General features: G+C 61.3%; 15 protein-coding genes. 5 read left to right on the top strand and 10 right to left on the bottom strand.

Features of this window, described 5'->3' with window-relative positions:
- Positions 1-18: 18 nt before the first annotated feature.
- Entirely contained in the window at positions 19-1182 is a 1164-nt protein-coding gene (locus ACQY1L_RS09050) for a glycosyltransferase family 4 protein (RefSeq protein ID WP_092661951.1), read from the bottom strand.
- 7 nt (positions 1183-1189) lie between these two features.
- Positions 1190-1711, bottom strand: a complete 522-nt coding sequence (locus ACQY1L_RS09045; protein WP_430243873.1) for a polysaccharide biosynthesis/export family protein — start codon at positions 1709-1711, stop codon at positions 1190-1192.
- Positions 1712-2007: 296 nt separating this feature from the next.
- Here ACQY1L_RS09045 and ACQY1L_RS09040 point away from each other — a divergent pair, with 296 nt between their 5' ends.
- Complete coding sequence (locus ACQY1L_RS09040; RefSeq protein ID WP_430240717.1) at positions 2008-4335, top strand: exopolysaccharide transport family protein; 2328 nt, start codon at positions 2008-2010, stop codon at positions 4333-4335.
- A gap of 36 nt (positions 4336-4371) precedes the next feature.
- Here ACQY1L_RS09040 and ACQY1L_RS09035 read toward each other — a convergent pair whose 3' ends face one another.
- Positions 4372-5598 carry a GNAT family N-acetyltransferase gene (locus tag ACQY1L_RS09035; RefSeq protein WP_430240716.1) on the bottom strand — a complete coding sequence of 409 codons (1227 nt, stop codon included), beginning with the start codon at positions 5596-5598 and terminating at the stop codon, positions 4372-4374.
- A gap of 124 nt (positions 5599-5722) precedes the next feature.
- Positions 5723-5935, bottom strand: a complete 213-nt coding sequence (locus ACQY1L_RS09030) for a DUF2842 domain-containing protein (RefSeq protein ID WP_062453259.1) — start codon at positions 5933-5935, stop codon at positions 5723-5725.
- A 159-nt stretch (positions 5936-6094) separates the two neighbouring features.
- Between ACQY1L_RS09030 and ACQY1L_RS09025 the strand changes: the two genes are divergently transcribed.
- Complete coding sequence (locus ACQY1L_RS09025) at positions 6095-7198, top strand: COX15/CtaA family protein (protein WP_430240715.1); 1104 nt, start codon at positions 6095-6097, stop codon at positions 7196-7198.
- Positions 7199-7233: 35 nt separating this feature from the next.
- Here ACQY1L_RS09025 and argC read toward each other — a convergent pair whose 3' ends face one another.
- The 4 genes from argC to rplM all read right to left on the bottom strand — a co-directional run bounded on the left by argC (position 7234) and on the right by rplM (position 10270).
- The gene (gene argC, locus ACQY1L_RS09020) at positions 7234-8166 is read right to left on the bottom strand and encodes an N-acetyl-gamma-glutamyl-phosphate reductase (protein WP_430240714.1); all 933 of its coding nucleotides are present in this window, start codon (positions 8164-8166) and stop codon (positions 7234-7236) included.
- Positions 8167-8240: 74 nt separating this feature from the next.
- The gene (gene speB, locus ACQY1L_RS09015; RefSeq protein ID WP_062579974.1) at positions 8241-9209 is read right to left on the bottom strand and encodes an agmatinase; all 969 of its coding nucleotides are present in this window, start codon (positions 9207-9209) and stop codon (positions 8241-8243) included.
- Between the two features lie 129 nt (positions 9210-9338).
- The gene (gene rpsI, locus ACQY1L_RS09010; RefSeq protein ID WP_062453256.1) at positions 9339-9803 is read right to left on the bottom strand and encodes a 30S ribosomal protein S9; all 465 of its coding nucleotides are present in this window, start codon (positions 9801-9803) and stop codon (positions 9339-9341) included.
- Positions 9804-9805: 2 nt separating this feature from the next.
- Positions 9806-10270 carry a 50S ribosomal protein L13 gene (rplM, locus tag ACQY1L_RS09005; RefSeq protein WP_062453255.1) on the bottom strand — a complete coding sequence of 155 codons (465 nt, stop codon included), beginning with the start codon at positions 10268-10270 and terminating at the stop codon, positions 9806-9808.
- 406 nt (positions 10271-10676) lie between these two features.
- On the opposite strand from rplM, the gene ACQY1L_RS09000 reads away from it, so the two are divergent.
- The 3 genes from ACQY1L_RS09000 to ACQY1L_RS08990 all read left to right on the top strand — a co-directional run bounded on the left by ACQY1L_RS09000 (position 10677) and on the right by ACQY1L_RS08990 (position 12895).
- Positions 10677-11114, top strand: a complete 438-nt coding sequence (locus ACQY1L_RS09000) for a CoA-binding protein (RefSeq protein WP_430240713.1) — start codon at positions 10677-10679, stop codon at positions 11112-11114.
- A gap of 127 nt (positions 11115-11241) precedes the next feature.
- A complete protein-coding gene (locus ACQY1L_RS08995) occupies positions 11242-12543 on the top strand; it encodes an O-acetylhomoserine aminocarboxypropyltransferase (protein WP_174195970.1) in 1302 nt (433 codons plus the stop codon).
- 7 nt (positions 12544-12550) lie between these two features.
- A complete protein-coding gene (locus ACQY1L_RS08990; protein WP_174195971.1) occupies positions 12551-12895 on the top strand; it encodes a cupin domain-containing protein in 345 nt (114 codons plus the stop codon).
- A gap of 27 nt (positions 12896-12922) precedes the next feature.
- On the opposite strand, the gene ACQY1L_RS08985 is transcribed toward ACQY1L_RS08990, so the two are convergent.
- Together ACQY1L_RS08985 and ggt are read right to left on the bottom strand one after the other, a co-directional pair.
- Entirely contained in the window at positions 12923-14173 is a 1251-nt protein-coding gene (locus ACQY1L_RS08985; protein WP_430262013.1) for a cytochrome P450, read from the bottom strand.
- Positions 14174-14213: 40 nt separating this feature from the next.
- A complete protein-coding gene (gene ggt / locus ACQY1L_RS08980) occupies positions 14214-15956 on the bottom strand; it encodes a gamma-glutamyltransferase (RefSeq protein WP_430240712.1) in 1743 nt (580 codons plus the stop codon).
- Between the last annotated feature and the right edge of the window lie 59 nt (positions 15957-16015).

Here is a 16015-nt window from a genome sequence, read left to right as displayed (position 1 = left end):
AAGAAGCTAAAGAAGCCTTTAGCTGTACCTTCGGTCAGGGATTTGGCCGAGTAGATCCTGGTACAAGTGAAGCATGTCGTCCGCCATAACGGAGGCGGAAAACACCGCCTTGAAATCGGACGGCTTCGGCATGACGCGGTCATGCCACTCCGGTGTCTGCAGTGCCTGCGTCATCACGTCGGAAAGGCTTGTGGCGTCGCCGGGGACGGCAAGGGCCGCACTTTTCACACCCAGCACTTCGGGAATGCCGCCGACACGCGATGCGATGACAGGCTTCCCGGCGGCGAGCGCTTCCAGCACGATATAGGGCATCGCTTCCGCCCGCGACGGAACGACGACGAAATTTGTAAGGGCAAACGCCTTGCGGGCGGGCATGGCCGGCATCATCGTCAGCCGGCGGCCAAGGCCACGTTCGGAAATCATGGCTTCATAGCGCTCACGGTCCGGACCGTCGCCGACCATCAGCGCCGAGAGCGGCCGACCGACCGCGCGTTCCGTTCGGGCAAAGGCGTCGATGAAGACATCCGGTCCCTTCAGGTCGCGCAGCATGCCGATATAGAGAAAGTCGACCGCGGAAATGACCGCCGGTACCGGCTCGAACTCGGCCTCGCCAATTCCGTTATAGATCACACGCGCGGTCTTGAGCGGTTTTCCGACCTTTTCCTCGTAGGTGCGGCGCTCATAATCGCAGACAAAGACCAGGGCATCGCCGAAGCGTTCCTGGAACCGTTCGAGCTGCAGCACGACCTTGCCCGAAAGACTGGACCGGTCGAAATGTAGACTGCCGCCGTGCGGCGAATAGAGGCGGGCCACGCAATACCTGTTAACCCGCAAGGCTGAGCCGATCAATCGCGCCAGAACGCCGCCCTTGGCGCCGTGTCCGTGCAATATGTCCGGCCGCAAGCTCTTGATATGCTTGTAGCTTCTGTAGAGTGCCGCAAGATCGGAAGGAGCGATCGAACGGCGCATCGGAATTCGTGTCAGGCCAAGCGAAAGCTGCGGCCGGATCGTGTCGAACAACCTGTCCTCGTGCTCGCCACCGGTCGAGCTGTCGCAGAGGATGCCGACCTCGTGGCCGGCAGCCCGATGTTCTTCCACCAGGTCGCGCACATGGCGGAAGATCCCGCCGACGGGCGACCTGAAACAATGGAGGATGCGCAAGGGAGGGGCCTCAGCCGACATGATGATGTCAGAACAGCCGCTCGCGGACGTAGACCGTGTCGCCAGCGAGGACCTGTGAGGAAATCGTCGTACGGCCCGTGATGACCTCGCCGTTGATCTTGCGTGTGACGTCGACATCGCGCTGGTTTCCGCGAGAGGTAAAGCCTCCGGCGATTGCGATGGCGTTCTGTGCCGTCATGCCGGGCACATAGGAATACTGTCCGGGTCGTCCGACTTCGCCCATGACGAAAACCGGGCGGTAACGATCCATTTCGATCGTCACGTCGGGATCGCGCAGATAGCCCTGCTTGAGCTTGGCGGCGATTGCACCCTCGAGCGCCGGCATGGTCTGGCCCCGGGCCGTGATCTGACCGATCAGCGGGAAGGCGATATAGCCGGCCTGATCGACGGTATAGGTATTGGAAAGGCTCGGCTGTTCGAAGACGCTGACACGTAGCCGATCGCCGCTGTCCAGCCGGTAAGGCTGGATCGTCGCTTCCTGAAAGCTTTTGGGAGCCGGTTTGTAGGAGGCGCAGCCCGACAGCGTCATCGCAACGGCTGCCGCCGCAAGAGCCAGAACGGTTTTGGCGCGCTGGTTGCGCGTCGGATTTTTCTTGTCTTGGGCGAATAGCATGTTCGCGTCCCAGGCTCGGGGTGGTGGTTCGACGATTTCGAGCCTGTTATCGATCCATTAGGGTTAATGCCCGGTAAAGAGAGGCGCGACGACCCTCGGAAATAATGCTTTCAAGATCAGAGTCCGGTTTTTCTTCGAAGCCGCGGCTCATTAACTGTAGCGTTACCATGATAATTTACTGTCCGCCCAAATAGACCAGTTTGGAGCGGGCAATGTCTGGCGTAAACGGCGGCCATCAGGATGTGGATATCGACCTCAGGCAGGTCATCGCGGCCGTCTGGGAACGCAAGGCGAAGATCCTCGCCGTCACGATCGCGGCGGGCGCGCTGGCGTTGGTCGGCGCCTCGCTGATCAAACCCAGCTACAAGGCCGAAACCAGGCTGCTGATCGAATCGCGATCGCCGAACCTCTCCGGCGGGGAAGGGGCAGGCAGTTCCAACGATCCGGTTCTCGACACGCTCAACATCACCAGCCAGGCCCAGCTGCTGCAATCGACCGACCTCATCAAGCGGGTTGCGCGCGATCTGAAGCTTTCCGATCTCCCGGAATTCGACCCGGCTGGACAGTCGGCACTGCCGGACCTTCTGGTGATGGTCGGCCTGAAGCAGGATCCGATGGCGATAGATCCGGAAGACCGGGTCATCCAGAAGTTCCGCGAAAAGCTGTCGGTCTATCCGGTCGAGGGCTCGCGCGTCATCGCCGTCGAATTTGCATCGCATGATCCGAAGCTCGCGGCGGATGTCCCGAACCGGATGGCCGAAGCCTATCTTCAGATCCAGAGTGGCTCGAAGGTGGACACCCATGCCGAAACCGCCCGCTGGCTGGAGCCGGAAATCGCCAACCTGACGACCCGCGTCAACGATGCCGAAAAGAAGGTGGCGGACTACCGCTCCTCGAACGGACTTTTCCAGACCAGCGAAGCCAACAGCTTTTCCAGCAAGCAGTTGAACGATATCTCGACCGAACTTGCCCGCGTTCGCGCCGATCTCGCCAATGCCGAGGCCCGTTCGGAAAACGTCCGCGCTGGTTTGAGAGCTGGCCGCGCTTCGGACACGCTGGCGGATGTTGCCGGATCGCAGGTCATCCAGCGTCTGAAGGAAACCCAGACCAATTTGCAGGCGCAGATCAACGATCTCTCGACATCCCTGCTCGACAACCATCCGCGTCTTCGGGGACTTCGCGCGCAGCTCAGCGGCATCAATCAGCAGATCGAGCGTGAAACCCAGAAGATCCTGGCAAGCCTCGACAACGAGAGAGAGATTGCACGGCTCCGCGAGCGTCAGCTGACGCAGCAGATGAACGGCTTGAAGGCTGATTCGGCCAAGGCGGGTGAAGAGGAAGTCGGGCTGCGGGCCCTTGAACGCGAAGCGTCCGCCCAGCGCCAGCTGCTCGAAACCTATCTCGTGCGCTACCGCGAGGCGACGTCGCGCCGCGACGCCAATTCAAGCCCTGCGGATGCCCGCATCGTATCGAGCGCGGTCGAACCGTCGGAACCCTTCTTTCCGAAGGTCATTCCGATCGTCATCGTGTCGACGCTTGCGACACTGATCGTCAGCTGCCTGGTCGTCATCATCGCCGAACTGTTCAGCGGCCGGGCGCTCCGCCCTCTCAATCGCCGTCGCGAGGACGATTTCTTGCTGACACCACACGAGGTCGCAACGCCTGCAGTCGAACCGGCCCCGGCCGAGCCCGAACCGACCCCTGCCGGCGCTTTGGTTGCAACAACACCCGCCGCAGCTCCGGTTGCGGCAGAAACTGTTGCAGATCGGCCAAAGCGCGAACACAGGCTGTTCGCGGCGGCAAAGGAAATGCTGGCTGCCTCCCGCAAGGATGCCGCTGCCGCGAAGGGCGCGGAAGTTGACCTGAAGCAGGAGGCTTCGATCGCTGCCGAGCCACCGGTCGAAGAAATTGCCGTCACGACGCCGGCGAACGACGGGGAGGAGGAATCCTTCACGATCGCGTCCGTTGCCCGCTACCTCCAGCGCCGTGCGGTGCCGATCGGCCTGGTCGTGTCGCCCGGTGGCGATGCAGGCTCGACGGCGACCGTGATGTTGGCCCGTGAAATTTCGGAGCGCGGTCGCACCGTCGCCCTGATCGACATGACCGGCTCGGCTTGCCCGACACGGCTGATGGCGCAGGACGTCAAGCTTGCCGGCATCACCGATCTGCTGTGCGGCGAGGTTGCGTTCGGGGAAGCCATCCACCCGGACCGTCTCTCGGATGCGCATATCATCCCGTTCGGTTCTGCCGATCCGGTTCGCGCCATGCGGGGCGCAGACCGGCTGCCGATGGTCGTCGATGCACTCGCAGACGCCTATGATCTAGTGCTGATCGAATGCGGCCCGGCGGAAGCGCCGATGCTGTCGCGACTGACCCGCAACGAAAAGGCGGAGGTCATTCTCTCCGTGCCTGAATTCAAGGAAGAGGATGTCGCAAAGATCGTCCAGGACTTCCAAGGCGAGGGAATTCGCAACCTGCTGGTAATGTCTGACGCCAATGACCGCAGTTCGCCGCGCAAGGCTGGACGACAGGTGGCGTGAGCCACTCCGCATGAACCACGATCTACAAGGCGGCTTTCAGGCCGCCTTGTTCGTTTTGGCGGCCCGCAGTTTCTGCAAAAGAGCGTAAAGGCGCGGGTTGTGCTTCACCGCAGCCTTCGCCCTCGTTGCCAGAACCATCAGCGGTTTGAGGACGGAACCCTTCGGTGTGATGGCGATGAGAATATCGTGCAGCACGGTCTCCTGGCTGCACCAGCTGCGCTTGTAGGGCTGGTCGCCAACGCCGAAATCGAACAGTGCCGCGCCTTCGCGGCAGCTTTTCTCGATCATCAGCCAGAACAGCAATTCGCCGGGGCTTGCCTCGGGGCAGATGCTGTCGTCGATGGAGCTGAACTGGCAGATCACATGGTCGCTCTTGCGCGATACGCCTGCGATCGCGACGACATGGCCCTCGTGCTCACCGCGCATCCGGATCGCGTGGAGGGTGAGAGACGTGTCTGTCCCATCATTCGGCGCGTCCATCAGGCGATGGAAGAAGTCACGGATCTCAGATGCGTGGAAGACATCGGGCAGGCCAAACATCTTCAGCCGCGCCGCCTTCTGTCGAAAGAACGTATCGAGCAGCGCGTGCTTTTCGTGCGCGTTCAGCGCGATCACGTGATCGTAGCCGCCGGCTGCTTCGATCTTACGGCTCTGTGAGCGGAATTTCTTGCGCCGCGTCTTGGCATTGAGCTGTGCAAGCGTCGTCTCGAAATTCGCAAAAAGCGGTAGCTGGAACGAATGGTTCTGGTTCTCGGTCGTTGCTAGAGCACTCAGCGGATGCCGACTGCCGCGCCAGGAGAGCGGCACGCAATCGAGCACCACGAGATCGGCGTAAGGAGAAAGCGCCGTGCGCAGCATGTGCAGGAACGGCTTCAGCTCGGCAGCGGAAGCCACCTCGAGTGCCGGATCGAACAGGCCGGTATTGAGATTGTTGTAATGGTTGCCGGGGAGGCGGGCGACGCGGATGCCTTTTTCAAGCACGACATCGAGCGGCAGGATAAACACGGCGCGACCGTCGATACGACCGACGACGACTGCGAGCGTGCGACCGTGGGATTTCGCCCAGGCTTCGCACCAGTCGAAACCCTGATGCAGCGAATTGAGCTTGATCGCCTGCAGACGGTGCCAGTCGGACTTCAGATCCGCCATGTCCGTCGCGACTGCCATTTCGATCTGCGCGAAACGCAACGGGACAGTCCCACGGGAAGGCGATCCCGATGTCCCTGCCGGCGCAAGCTCTTCAATCAGTCTCGAGGTTTGCATGACGCGCTCCGCTGTCTTTCAAGCGGGAAGAATAGGCAGGGTGCACCAACAATCGGTTTACTGCTGTGCCGCCCGCCGCCAATACTATCACGGCTGGTTAATGCGGGGTGAACCCAGGCATAACCTAGACTTTCGGCCGTGCGCCCGCCATCCACTTGATGATCAGCATGGCCGGCAGGATCCACAAAAGCCCCGACAACAGGAAGTAGAGGAAATGCACCCACCACGGCGATGTCGCGAGCAACAGCGTCGCGACCGTGGTTGCAGCCAGCGCGTAGACGATGACGAGCACGATGATCATGATCGTGCCGATGAAACTTCTCAGGCGTGGGACCAACGCGTTTCTCCTCCCGCGACGCGATGCCGCAAAGCATCGGGGCTTGTTTTGCACGTGTCCTTGGGGCAAATCAACGCCAGGAGCGGAAAGATTACCGCCCGCATGGTGCTCTCAAGCGCTTGCAAGGCTAATCTTTCTTCGAGCGACAGGAGTTTCCGCATGTCGGCGACTGATAGCGTCATCATCGATGTCATCCATCCCGCAGCAAGACGCCGCGTGCGCGACCGCAGATCGGTCCGCATCTGGCTCGGCTTCGTCGTCTTCGTGCTGTTCTGCCTCGTCCTTGTGGGCGGCGCGACCCGGCTGACCGATTCGGGTCTGTCGATCACTGAATGGAAACCGATCCACGGCGTCATTCCGCCTCTCAATGCGGCAGAATGGCAGGAAGAGTTCGAGCTCTATCAGCGCATCCCGCAATACCAGCTGGTCAACGCCGGCATGACGGTGGACGAGTTCAAGACGATCTTCTGGTGGGAATGGGCGCACCGTTTCCTGGCGCGCTCGATCGGTCTCGTCTTCGCCGTGCCGCTGATCTTCTTTTGGGTGACCGGTCGCATCGAGAAACGCCTGCGCTGGCCGCTGGTCGGCACGCTCGCACTTGGCGTATTTCAGGGTTTTGTCGGCTGGTGGATGGTGTCGTCGGGCCTCACCAAGCTCGTCAGCGTGTCGCAATACCGGCTCGCCACACATCTGGTCATCGCCAGTCTTATCTTTTCCGCCTGCGTCTGGATCATGCGCGGCCTCACGCCCCAGAAGCAGGGGGCGGCCCCGACGCGTCACTCCTATATCGCGGCTGGAGGCCTCGCGTTTTTGGCGCTGTTCCAGATCTATCTCGGCGCACTCGTCGCGGGCTTGGACGCCGGCCTCAGCTACAATACCTGGCCGATGATGGATGGCGCCTTCGTTCCGGCCGACCTCTTCCTGCGCGATCCCTGGTGGATCAATCTGTTCGAGAACCCGAAGACCGTGCAGTTCGTCCACCGCTGCGGCGCCTATGTGCTGCTGGCCGCAGCGCTGGTCCATATGATCGTGTCACTGTCCAAAGCACCGGGTTCGGTCCATACGGGCCGCGCCGTCATCCTGTTCCTGCTGGTCTGTCTGCAGGCCGTGATCGGCATCCTGACGCTGGTCTATCAGGTGCCGCTCGATCTGGCGCTTGCGCATCAGGGCGGCGCCCTTGTTGTCCTCGGCTATGCCATCACCCACTGGCGCGGCTACATCGGCGAGTACCCGCTTGAAGACAGAAAAGCCGCGGTGAACTGAGTTCACCGCGGCTCTGATTTCAAATTCTGAATGCTTTAGGCCGACAGCATCAGGTCCATGTTCTGGACGGCGGCACCGGAGGCACCCTTGCCGAGATTGTCGAGCAGCGCCACGAGATTGACATGCGGGCTGCCAGCCGCGCCGAACACGAACAGCTTCATCCTGTCGGTGTTGACCAGTTCCTCGGCATCGACGCGGGCGAGCTTGGCGCTTTCCTCGAGCGGCACGACGGTGACGATATCCTGACCCGCATAGTGGGCGACGAGGGCGCTATGAATGCTCTCGATTGTGGCACCATCCTTGAGGTCTTCGAGGAACAACGGCACCTGTACGATCATGCCCTGCGCGAAGCGTCCGACGGATGGCGAAAACAGCGGCGCGCGATCGAGAAGGCCGTGTTCCTTCATCTCCGGCACGTGCTTGTGCTTCAGCGTCAGGCCGTAGAGAAAGTTGTTGGCGGAGATCGCGTCCTCGCGTGACGCGTCTTCCATCTGGCCGATCAGCTGCTTGCCGCCGCCGGTATAGCCGGACACCGCATTGACCGAGACCGGGTAGCCGTCAGGCAGGAGACCGGCAGCGCGCAGCGGACGCAGCAGCGCGATCGCGCCGGTCGGATAGCAGCCGGGATTGGCGACGTTGCAGGCAGCCTTGATCTTGTCGGCCTGTGCCTTGTCCAGCTCGGCAAAACCATAGGCCCAGTTCGGATCGACGCGGTAGGCAGTGGAGGTGTCGATCACCCGCACGTTGTTGTTGCCGGCAAGCATCGTCACGGCTTCTTTCGAAGCCTCGTCCGGCAGGCACAGGATCGCGATATCGGCGCTGTTGAGCAGGTCCTCGCGCATCGCCGCGTTGCGCCGTTCGGCTTCCGGGATCGACAGGAGCTCGACGTCGCGGCGGTCGGCCATACGGGTGCGGATCTGCAGCCCTGTCGTGCCGTGTTCGCCGTCGATGAAGATCTTTGCCGTCATGGTCATTATCCCTGAAATGTCAGTGCCTTGGGGTGAGAGCCGGAATCAGTTTGCCAGCTGCCTGATTCAATGTGTCAGCGGGCGGAAAGTCGCTCCGCGCGCAGGCCAAGCATATACATCGCAACCGTTGCCCCGGCAATGGCGGTGATATCGGCATGGTCATAGGCCGGTGCCACCTCCACCACGTCGGCGCCGCAGATCTCGAGGGCGCCGAGTTTGCGCAGCACCGACAGGATTTTCGCACTCGACGGACCACCGGCAACGGGCGTTCCTGTACCGGGCGCGTAGGCGGGGTCCAGGCAGTCGATGTCGAAGGTGAGATAGCACGGGCGGTCGCCGACATGGGCAAGGATCGCGTCGGCAATTGCCTGGGCGCTCAGATCCTCTACCTCATGGCCCGGCATGATCCTGATGCCGAAATCCCCAGGCGCATGGGTGCGGATGCCGATCTGGATCGAATGCTGCGGCTCGATCACGCCCTGTCGCACGGCGCGCGCCACGAACGAGCCGTGGTCGATCCGTTCTATGTCGCCGGTCTCGTCCGCATCGTCGCTCCATGTGTCCTGATGGGCATCGAAATGCACGAGGGCAAGCGGACCGTGGCGGGCTGCATGCGCCCTCAAGAGCGGCCAGGTAACGAAATGATCGCCGCCGAGCGACAGCAGAAACGCGCCCGACTCGATGATCTTCGTCGCCTCCGCCTCGATCAGCCGCGGCGTCTTCCAGTGATGACCGTAGTCGAGCATGACGTCACCATAGTCGATGACCGACATGGCTTCGAAGAGATCGCGCGAGAACGGATATTGCGGGTCGTTGTCGAAGATCGCCGAAGCCCGGCGGATGGCCTGTGGCCCGAACCGCGCACCCGGCCGGTTGGAGACCGCAGCGTCGAAGGGAATACCGAGGACGACCGCATCGGCGCCGATCAGATCCTTGGTATAGCGCCGCCGCATGAAGGACAGCGCGCCCGCATAGGTCGGGTCGGTGGCAGCATCGCGCAGGGACTTGGCGGTAAAGGCGTTGTCGATGGATTTTGAAGCCATTGCATTCTCCCGGATCGCAGAGAAAGTGCAGTGGGAGTGTCTGGAAGACAAGACTCGGACCGAAGAAAGCCCGAAACGAAAAAGGCGGAGCCGAAGCCCCGCCTTTCGAAATGCAAAGTCTTGAAGCGATTAACGCTTCGAGAACTGGAAGGACCGGCGGGCCTTCGCCTTACCGTACTTCTTACGCTCGACGACGCGGCTGTCGCGGGTCAGGAAGCCACCCTTCTTCAGAACCGGGCGCAGGCCTGGTTCGAAGTAGGTGAGGGCCTTGGAGACGCCGTGACGAACGGCACCGGCCTGACCGGAAAGACCACCACCGGTGACGGTGGCAATGATGTCGAACTGACCTGTGCGGGCAGCGGCAACCAGCGGCTGCTGAAGGATCATCTGCAGAACCGGACGGGCGAAATACGCCGAGAAGTCGCGACCGTTGATGATGATCTTGCCGGAGCCTGGCTTGACCCAAACGCGGGCAATCGCGTTCTTGCGCTTGCCGGTTGCATAGGAACGGCCCTGTGCATCGACCTTGCGGACGTGAACCGGTGCCTGGCTTTCAGCCGGAGCGAGGTCCTTCAAAGAGGAAAGATCGGCCATGATCAGGCGCTCCTTACGTTCTTGCTGTTCAGCGATGCCACGTCGAGAGCGACAGGCTGCTGTGCTTCATGGGGATGGTTGGAGCCGGCGTATACACGCAGGTTCTTCAACTGGCGACGGCCGAGCGGGCCGCGCGGGATCATACGCTCAATCGCCTTTTCGACGACGCGCTCAGGAAAGCGGCCTTCGATGATGGCGCGTGCAGTACGCTCCTTGATGCCACCCGGGTAACCGGTGTGCCAGTAGTACTTCTTGTCTGTGTATTTCTTGCCGGTCAGGACAACCTTTTCAGCGTTGATGATGATGACATTGTCACCGTCGTCGACGTGAGGTGTGTAGGTGACCTTGTGCTTGCCGCGAAGGCGATTGGCAACGAGGGTGGCGAGGCGACCGACAACGAGGCCTTCGGCATCGATGATGATCCACTTCTTCTCCACCTCTGCAGGCTTCTGAACGAAGGTTGACATTGTTTTTCTCTCTCATCTGAACCCAAGACCACCGGAAGACCGGCCGTAAGGGCGTTTTTTGTTGCTTGATTTGATCGGCTATGCCGACAAAAAAGAAAGCGGGCCTTCGAGAGGTCCGCGATCTGGGCGGCTTATACGACGGAGCCTAAAAAGCGTCAAGCAGCCGGCCCGGAGCGGTCGGAAAAATAGCTCAACGTTTAGAATGACTTACTGATGAGGTAAAATAATACCTCACAAATATTCGGCCGGTGTTTCGTCTCTTACACGACTTCTTGAGAAGGGATACCTTGGTTTGAGCCGCAGCAGGCCGGACGCCTGGCTGGTGGGAAAATGTGATTCCGGAACCGAGTTGGAAGATTTCCATTGCTTTCCTATGTCCAGGTGACTGCATGAGGAGGTTAGAACCATGGCTCACGATCGGTATGACGACGACGTCATCGCTGGCGTCTTGAAAAGCACGAAGACGATTTCGCTGGTCGGCGCATCGCCCAATCCCGACCGGCCCAGCAACCGCGTCATGGGATTTCTGTTGCAGCGCGGCTACCGGGTGTTTCCGGTCAATCCCGGCCAGGCCGGCAAGCAGATCCTCGGTCAGGACGTCTATGCGAGCCTCGCGGATGTGCCCGAACCCGTCGATATGGTCGATGTGTTCCGCGCTTCGGAATATCTGGACAGTGTGGTGGACGAAGCGCTGGCGCTGGATCAGCTGCCCAAGGTCATATGGGCGCAGCTTGGCGTCCGCGACGATCAGGCCGCAGTCAAGGCGGAGGCCGCCGGCATCCAGGTAATCATGGATCGCTGCCCGGCGATCGAGTACCCAAGGCTTGCCCGTCTTCTCGGATAGGGTAAGGGAGCGGGGCAGGTAATTCGCGGACTCTTTTGGCAGACGCTGCGAATGCTGCAACGATATTTCTTGATCGCCGTCGGCCCGCAGGCTCTGCTGTGATGAAACGACCCTAGAGGAGACCGGCATGGCCAACCCGAATTCACGCAGTTCCGGCAATCCCGGATTTTCAACGCTCGCTGTTCATGCCGGCGCCGAGCCCGATCCGACGACCGGCGCCCGGGCGGTGCCGATCTATCAGACGACGTCCTTCGTCTTCAAGGATACCGAACATGCAGCCGCATTGTTCGGGCTGAAGGAATTCGGAAACATCTATACCCGCATCATGAACCCGACGCAGGCCGCGCTGGAGGAAAAGGTGGCGGCGCTGGAAGGCGGCACGGCAGCCCTTGCCGTCGCGTCCGGCCATGCAGCGCAGTTGTTGGTCTTCCACACGATCATGCAGCCCGGTGACAACTTTGTCGCGGCGCGCAAACTCTATGGCGGTTCGATCAATCAGTTCGGCAACGCGTTTCAGAATTTCGGCTGGCAGGTGCGCTGGGCCGATAGCGCCGATCCGGAAAGTTTTGAAAACGAGATCGACGATCGCACCAAGGCGATTTTCGTCGAAAGCCTGGCAAACCCCGGCGGCACCTTCGTCGATATCGCGGCGATTTCGGAGGTGGCCCAGCGTTTCGGAATCCCGCTGATCGTCGACAACACGATGGCGAGCCCCTATCTCGTCCGGCCTCTCGAACACGGCGCCGATATCGTCGTGCACTCGCTCACCAAATTTCTCGGCGGCCACGGCAACTCCATGGGCGGCATCATCGTCGACGGCGGCACGTTCGACTGGTCGCGCTCCGGCAACTACCCGGTACTATCAGAGCCGCGGCCAGAATATTCAGGCATGGTGCTGCACGAAACCTTCGGCAACATCGCCTTTGCGATCGCCGCCCGCGTGCTTGGCCTTCGCGATCTCGGGCCGGCCATCTCGCCCTTCAACGCGTTCCAGATCCAGACGGGGATCGAGACACTTTCACTGAGGATGCAGCGGCACTGCGACAACGCGCTTGCCGTTGCTGAATGGCTGAGCCGCCATCCGAAGGTTGGATGGGTGAACTATGCCGGCCTGCCTGACGACCCGAACAATGCTCTGCAGCAGCGCTATTCGCCGAATGGCGCAGGCGCTGTCTTCACCTTTGGCCTGAAGAACGGCTATGAGGCCGGCAAGATCTTCGTGGAGAGCCTTAAGCTCTTCTCGCATCTCGCCAATATCGGCGATACCCGCTCGCTGGTCATCCACCCGGCATCGACCACCCACCGGCAACTTACCGAAGAGCAGCAGATCGCCGCCGGTGCCGGACCTGACGTGGTTCGCCTGTCTGTTGGCATCGAGGATGTGGCAGACCTGCTCTCCGACCTCGACCAAGCATTAGCAAGGACTTGAGACACTCATGAAGAACTGGCTGACATTCGATCTGACCGCAATTGAACCGGAGGAGGGCGCACCCGCTCCCGACCGCGTCATCTTCGGCGATCCGAAATTCCTCACCTGGAATTTCGAGGAGGCCGACGGCGGCATCTATGCAGGCGTCTGGGAAGCGACGCCGGGTAAGTGGAAGATCGTCTATGACGAGTGGGAATATTTCCACATCCAGTTCGGCTACTCGATCATCACCGAAGAAGGCGCAGAACCGCTGCATCTGAAGGCCGGCGACAGCATGGTTCTGCGGCCAGGTCTGGTTGCCACCTGGGAAGTGGTGGAGACGACCCGCAAGGATTACGTCATCAGGCTCTGAACCTGACGGCAGATCCTCCGGCTGCTCCTACCCCCAGGTGAGATCGAGCCGCTCCAGCCCGTGGAAATGGTAGACATCCTTCACCGTCGGTACCCCGGCCATTTTCAGGCCGGGCAGGCGGCGAAACAGGATGGGCAGAACGGTATTCAGTTCCAGCCGCGCCAGCGGTGCGCCGATGCAGAAGTGAATACCGGCGCCGAAGGACTGGTTCTGGCCTTCCTGACGATCCGGCTTGAACGCCAGCGGATCTGAAAATTTCTTCGGGTCGAGATTGGCGGCGGCAAGAATCAGGCTCACCTTGTCGCCGCGCTTCAGGGAAACGCCGTCGATTTCCGCGTCCTCGAGCGCCCAGCGCTGGAAGATATGGACGGGCGCGCACAGCCGCAGCGTCTCTTCCACCGTCCGCTCCGTCGCGGCCTCGTCGCGGAAGAGCTCGGCCGGCGAGAGACCGCTTTCGAGGATCACGCGAACCGAATTGCCGATCTGGTGCACGGTCGCCTCGTGGCCAGCGTTGAGCAAAACGATCGTGGTCGAGACGAGTTCTTCATCGGTCAGATACTGGCCCTTGTGCTCCGTATGGATCATGTGGGTGAGCAGGTCTTCGCGCGGTTCACGCCGGCGCTCAGCGATCAGCGTCTTCACATAGGCTGCGAATTCCGCAGCGGCGCGGTCCGCCGCATGTTCGTCTTCCCGCGAGCGCTTGAACATGTACATGCCGACATAGGCATGGCTCCATTTCAGCAACTGCGGCCCCATGTCGTCCGGAATGCCGATCATCCGGGCGATCATCGTCACGGGAATGATGTCGGCAAAGGCCGAGAGCAGCTCCACCCGGCCTTCGCCGTCAAACGCGTCGATCAGACGCTCCGCAAGCTCGGTAATCTCCGGCCTCAGCTTCTCGATATGGCGGGAGACGAATGCCCGGTTCACCAGCGTGCGTAACCGCGTATGTTCCGGCGGTTCGATCTCCAGGAGCGAGTGCCGCTCGGCGAGGTCGAAATTTGCAAGATGCGCTTCCGGCTCGGGGAGGCCCAGCTCCTCGCGGCTGGCGACATGCAGGATCTGCCGGCCGAATTGGCGGTCGCGCAGGAGAAGGTTCACATGGTCATAACCTGTGAAGAACCACTGCCGCTGCTCCTCCCAGAAGAAGGTTGGACAGTGCTGATGCAAGAGCCCGTAGACGCGGTTCGGGTCGCTGTAGAAGGCCGGGTTGCGGCCATCCAGCGAGACGCGGCGGGTTTCTGGATCGATGCGGAGGAAATCGGGGATCGCGGTCATGCGGAATGGGTAACTCAATCCGCGGTCCCACGAAAGCCCGTCATTCGCCTGTCGCGATACCCTCGCGCCGCGGATCGGCACTTCCCGCAAGTCCTCGGTCGGTGATCTCGATTGCCTGCAGGCCAGACGTCATTTCACCGGCCTTCACCTCGTAGCCGAGTGACTTCAGCGGCTCGGCCCGCGTTCCGGCTTCGATATCGTATGTCCCGAAACGGTTGATCAGATGCGGCTGGGCGACGATTTGCTCCACCGGCATGCCCCAGTCGATGAAGGCGACCAGCGCCTGCGCCACATATCCGATGATCTGGCTGCCGCCGGGCGACCCGATGGCCATCAGCGGCTTGCCGTCCTTCATCACGATCGTCGGCGCCATCGAGGAGCGGGGGCGTTTGCCCGGCTCGACGCGGTTGGCGACCGGCAGGCTGCCATCATGCGTCTTGAAGGAAAAGTCGGTGAGTTCGTTGTTGAGCAGGAACCCGTTGACCATCAGCCGCGATCCGAAACCGTTCTCGATCGTCGTCGTCATGCTGGCGACGTTGCCGTCCTTGTCGACGATTGAGATATGGCTGGTGGAGGGAAGTTCGATCGCCTCGCCGCGGCCGAACAGGAGCGCGTGATCCCAGGTCGGCTCGCCAGCCGTCACGGCATCCTTGGCAAGTGCCTTGTCCGTGTCGAGCAGTCTTGCCCGTTCGCCGAGATATTCCTTTTTGAGGAGACCCTTGATCGGTGCCGGCACGAAATCTGGATCGGCCAGATATCTTTCGCGGTCCGCAAACGCCAGGCGCTGCGCATCGCCGATCAGCCTCCAGCTTTCAACATTGTCCGGCCCGAGCCCCTTCAGATCGAAGTTTTCGAGAATGCCCAGCATCTGGCCAACGGCAACGCCACCGGAGGAGGGTGGGCCCATGCCGCATATATCGAGAGCGCGATAGGCAAGGCAGACGGGTTCCCGCTCCTTGACCCTGTAATTGGCGAAATCGGATAGCGAGAGAACGCCGGGATTGCCCTTTGCCTCGCGCACGGCCTTGACGATCGCCTGCGCAATCGGGCCGGAATAGAAGGCATCGGCGCCGCCAGATGCGATCGTTCGCAGCGTTTCTGCATAGGCGGGGTTCTTGAGGAGAGTGCCGATTTTCAGCGGTGCGCCGCCATCGTCGAAGAAATAGCGGATCGTAGCGTCATCGGTCTTCAGCTTGTCACCTTCGGCCGCAAGCAGAGTGCCGAGCCGGGGTGATACCTCAAAGCCGTCAGTGGCGAGGCGCTCGGCGGCAGTAAACAATCCCGCCCAGTTCGCCTTGCCGTATTTACGGTGGACCGTCTCCAGAAGCCGCACCGTGCCCGGCGTGCCGACCGACCGGCCGCCGACCACGGCTGCCATGAACTTCAACGGCTGGCCCTGATCGTCGAGAAAGAGCTTTGGCGTCGCTTCCATCGGCGCCGTCTCGCGGCCGTCGAACGTCGTCAGTTTCTGCGAGGCTGCGTCGTAATAGACGAGGAAAGCGCCACCGCCGAGGCCGGAACTTTGCGGCTCCACGAGCCCGAGCACGGTCTGCACGGCAACCAGTGCATCGGCGGCACTGCCGCCTTTCTCGATCACTGCACGGCCCGCTTCCGCAGCGAGCGGATTGGCGGCGGCGACCATGTAGCGCTTCGTCTCCACCCGCTTGGCCGACATGACTGCCGATGCCTTTTCCGGCGCGGTCGTGTCCGATGCCTGCTGCGCCGAGGCAACCGAGATCGTCAGGAAACCGGCGAGAACAGTTCCGGAAATTTGCTTCAGCATGGCATGTCTCTCCGCATTTTTGAATTTGCTCGGAGAGAGTGTGGAGCATTGTCGCGCCA

The sequence above is a fragment of the Neorhizobium sp. DAR64862/K0K3 genome (genome assembly GCF_050500185.1).
GTDB classification, from domain to species: Bacteria; Pseudomonadota; Alphaproteobacteria; order Rhizobiales; family Rhizobiaceae; genus Neorhizobium; species Neorhizobium soli.
Note: the sequence above shows the minus strand (reverse complement) of the source record. Positions and strands in the feature narration are given on the sequence as shown.

Bases quoted from the DNA above. Each gene is read 5' to 3' on its own strand.
- argC (WP_430240714.1), bottom strand. From the start codon at position 8,166: ATGACGGCAAAGATCTTCATCGACGGCGAACACGGCACGACAGGGCTG.
- speB (WP_062579974.1), bottom strand. From the start codon at position 9,209: ATGGCTTCAAAATCCATCGACAACGCCTTTACCGCCAAGTCCCTGCGC.
- ACQY1L_RS09045 (WP_430243873.1), bottom strand. From the start codon at position 1,711: ATGACGCTGTCGGGCTGCGCCTCCTACAAACCGGCTCCCAAAAGCTTT.
- rpsI (WP_062453256.1), bottom strand. From the start codon at position 9,803: ATGGCCGATCTTTCCTCTTTGAAGGACCTCGCTCCGGCTGAAAGCCAG.
- ggt (WP_430240712.1), bottom strand. From the start codon at position 15,956: ATGCTGAAGCAAATTTCCGGAACTGTTCTCGCCGGTTTCCTGACGATC.
- ACQY1L_RS08985 (WP_430262013.1), bottom strand. From the start codon at position 14,173: ATGACCGCGATCCCCGATTTCCTCCGCATCGATCCAGAAACCCGCCGC.
- ACQY1L_RS08995 (WP_174195970.1), top strand. From the start codon at position 11,242: ATGGCCAACCCGAATTCACGCAGTTCCGGCAATCCCGGATTTTCAACG.
- ACQY1L_RS09050 (WP_092661951.1), bottom strand. From the start codon at position 1,182: ATGTCGGCTGAGGCCCCTCCCTTGCGCATCCTCCATTGTTTCAGGTCG.
- ACQY1L_RS08990 (WP_174195971.1), top strand. From the start codon at position 12,551: ATGAAGAACTGGCTGACATTCGATCTGACCGCAATTGAACCGGAGGAG.
- ACQY1L_RS09035 (WP_430240716.1), bottom strand. From the start codon at position 5,598: ATGCAAACCTCGAGACTGATTGAAGAGCTTGCGCCGGCAGGGACATCG.
- ACQY1L_RS09000 (WP_430240713.1), top strand. From the start codon at position 10,677: ATGGCTCACGATCGGTATGACGACGACGTCATCGCTGGCGTCTTGAAA.
- ACQY1L_RS09025 (WP_430240715.1), top strand. From the start codon at position 6,095: ATGTCGGCGACTGATAGCGTCATCATCGATGTCATCCATCCCGCAGCA.
- rplM (WP_062453255.1), bottom strand. From the start codon at position 10,270: ATGTCAACCTTCGTTCAGAAGCCTGCAGAGGTGGAGAAGAAGTGGATC.
- ACQY1L_RS09040 (WP_430240717.1), top strand. From the start codon at position 2,008: ATGTCTGGCGTAAACGGCGGCCATCAGGATGTGGATATCGACCTCAGG.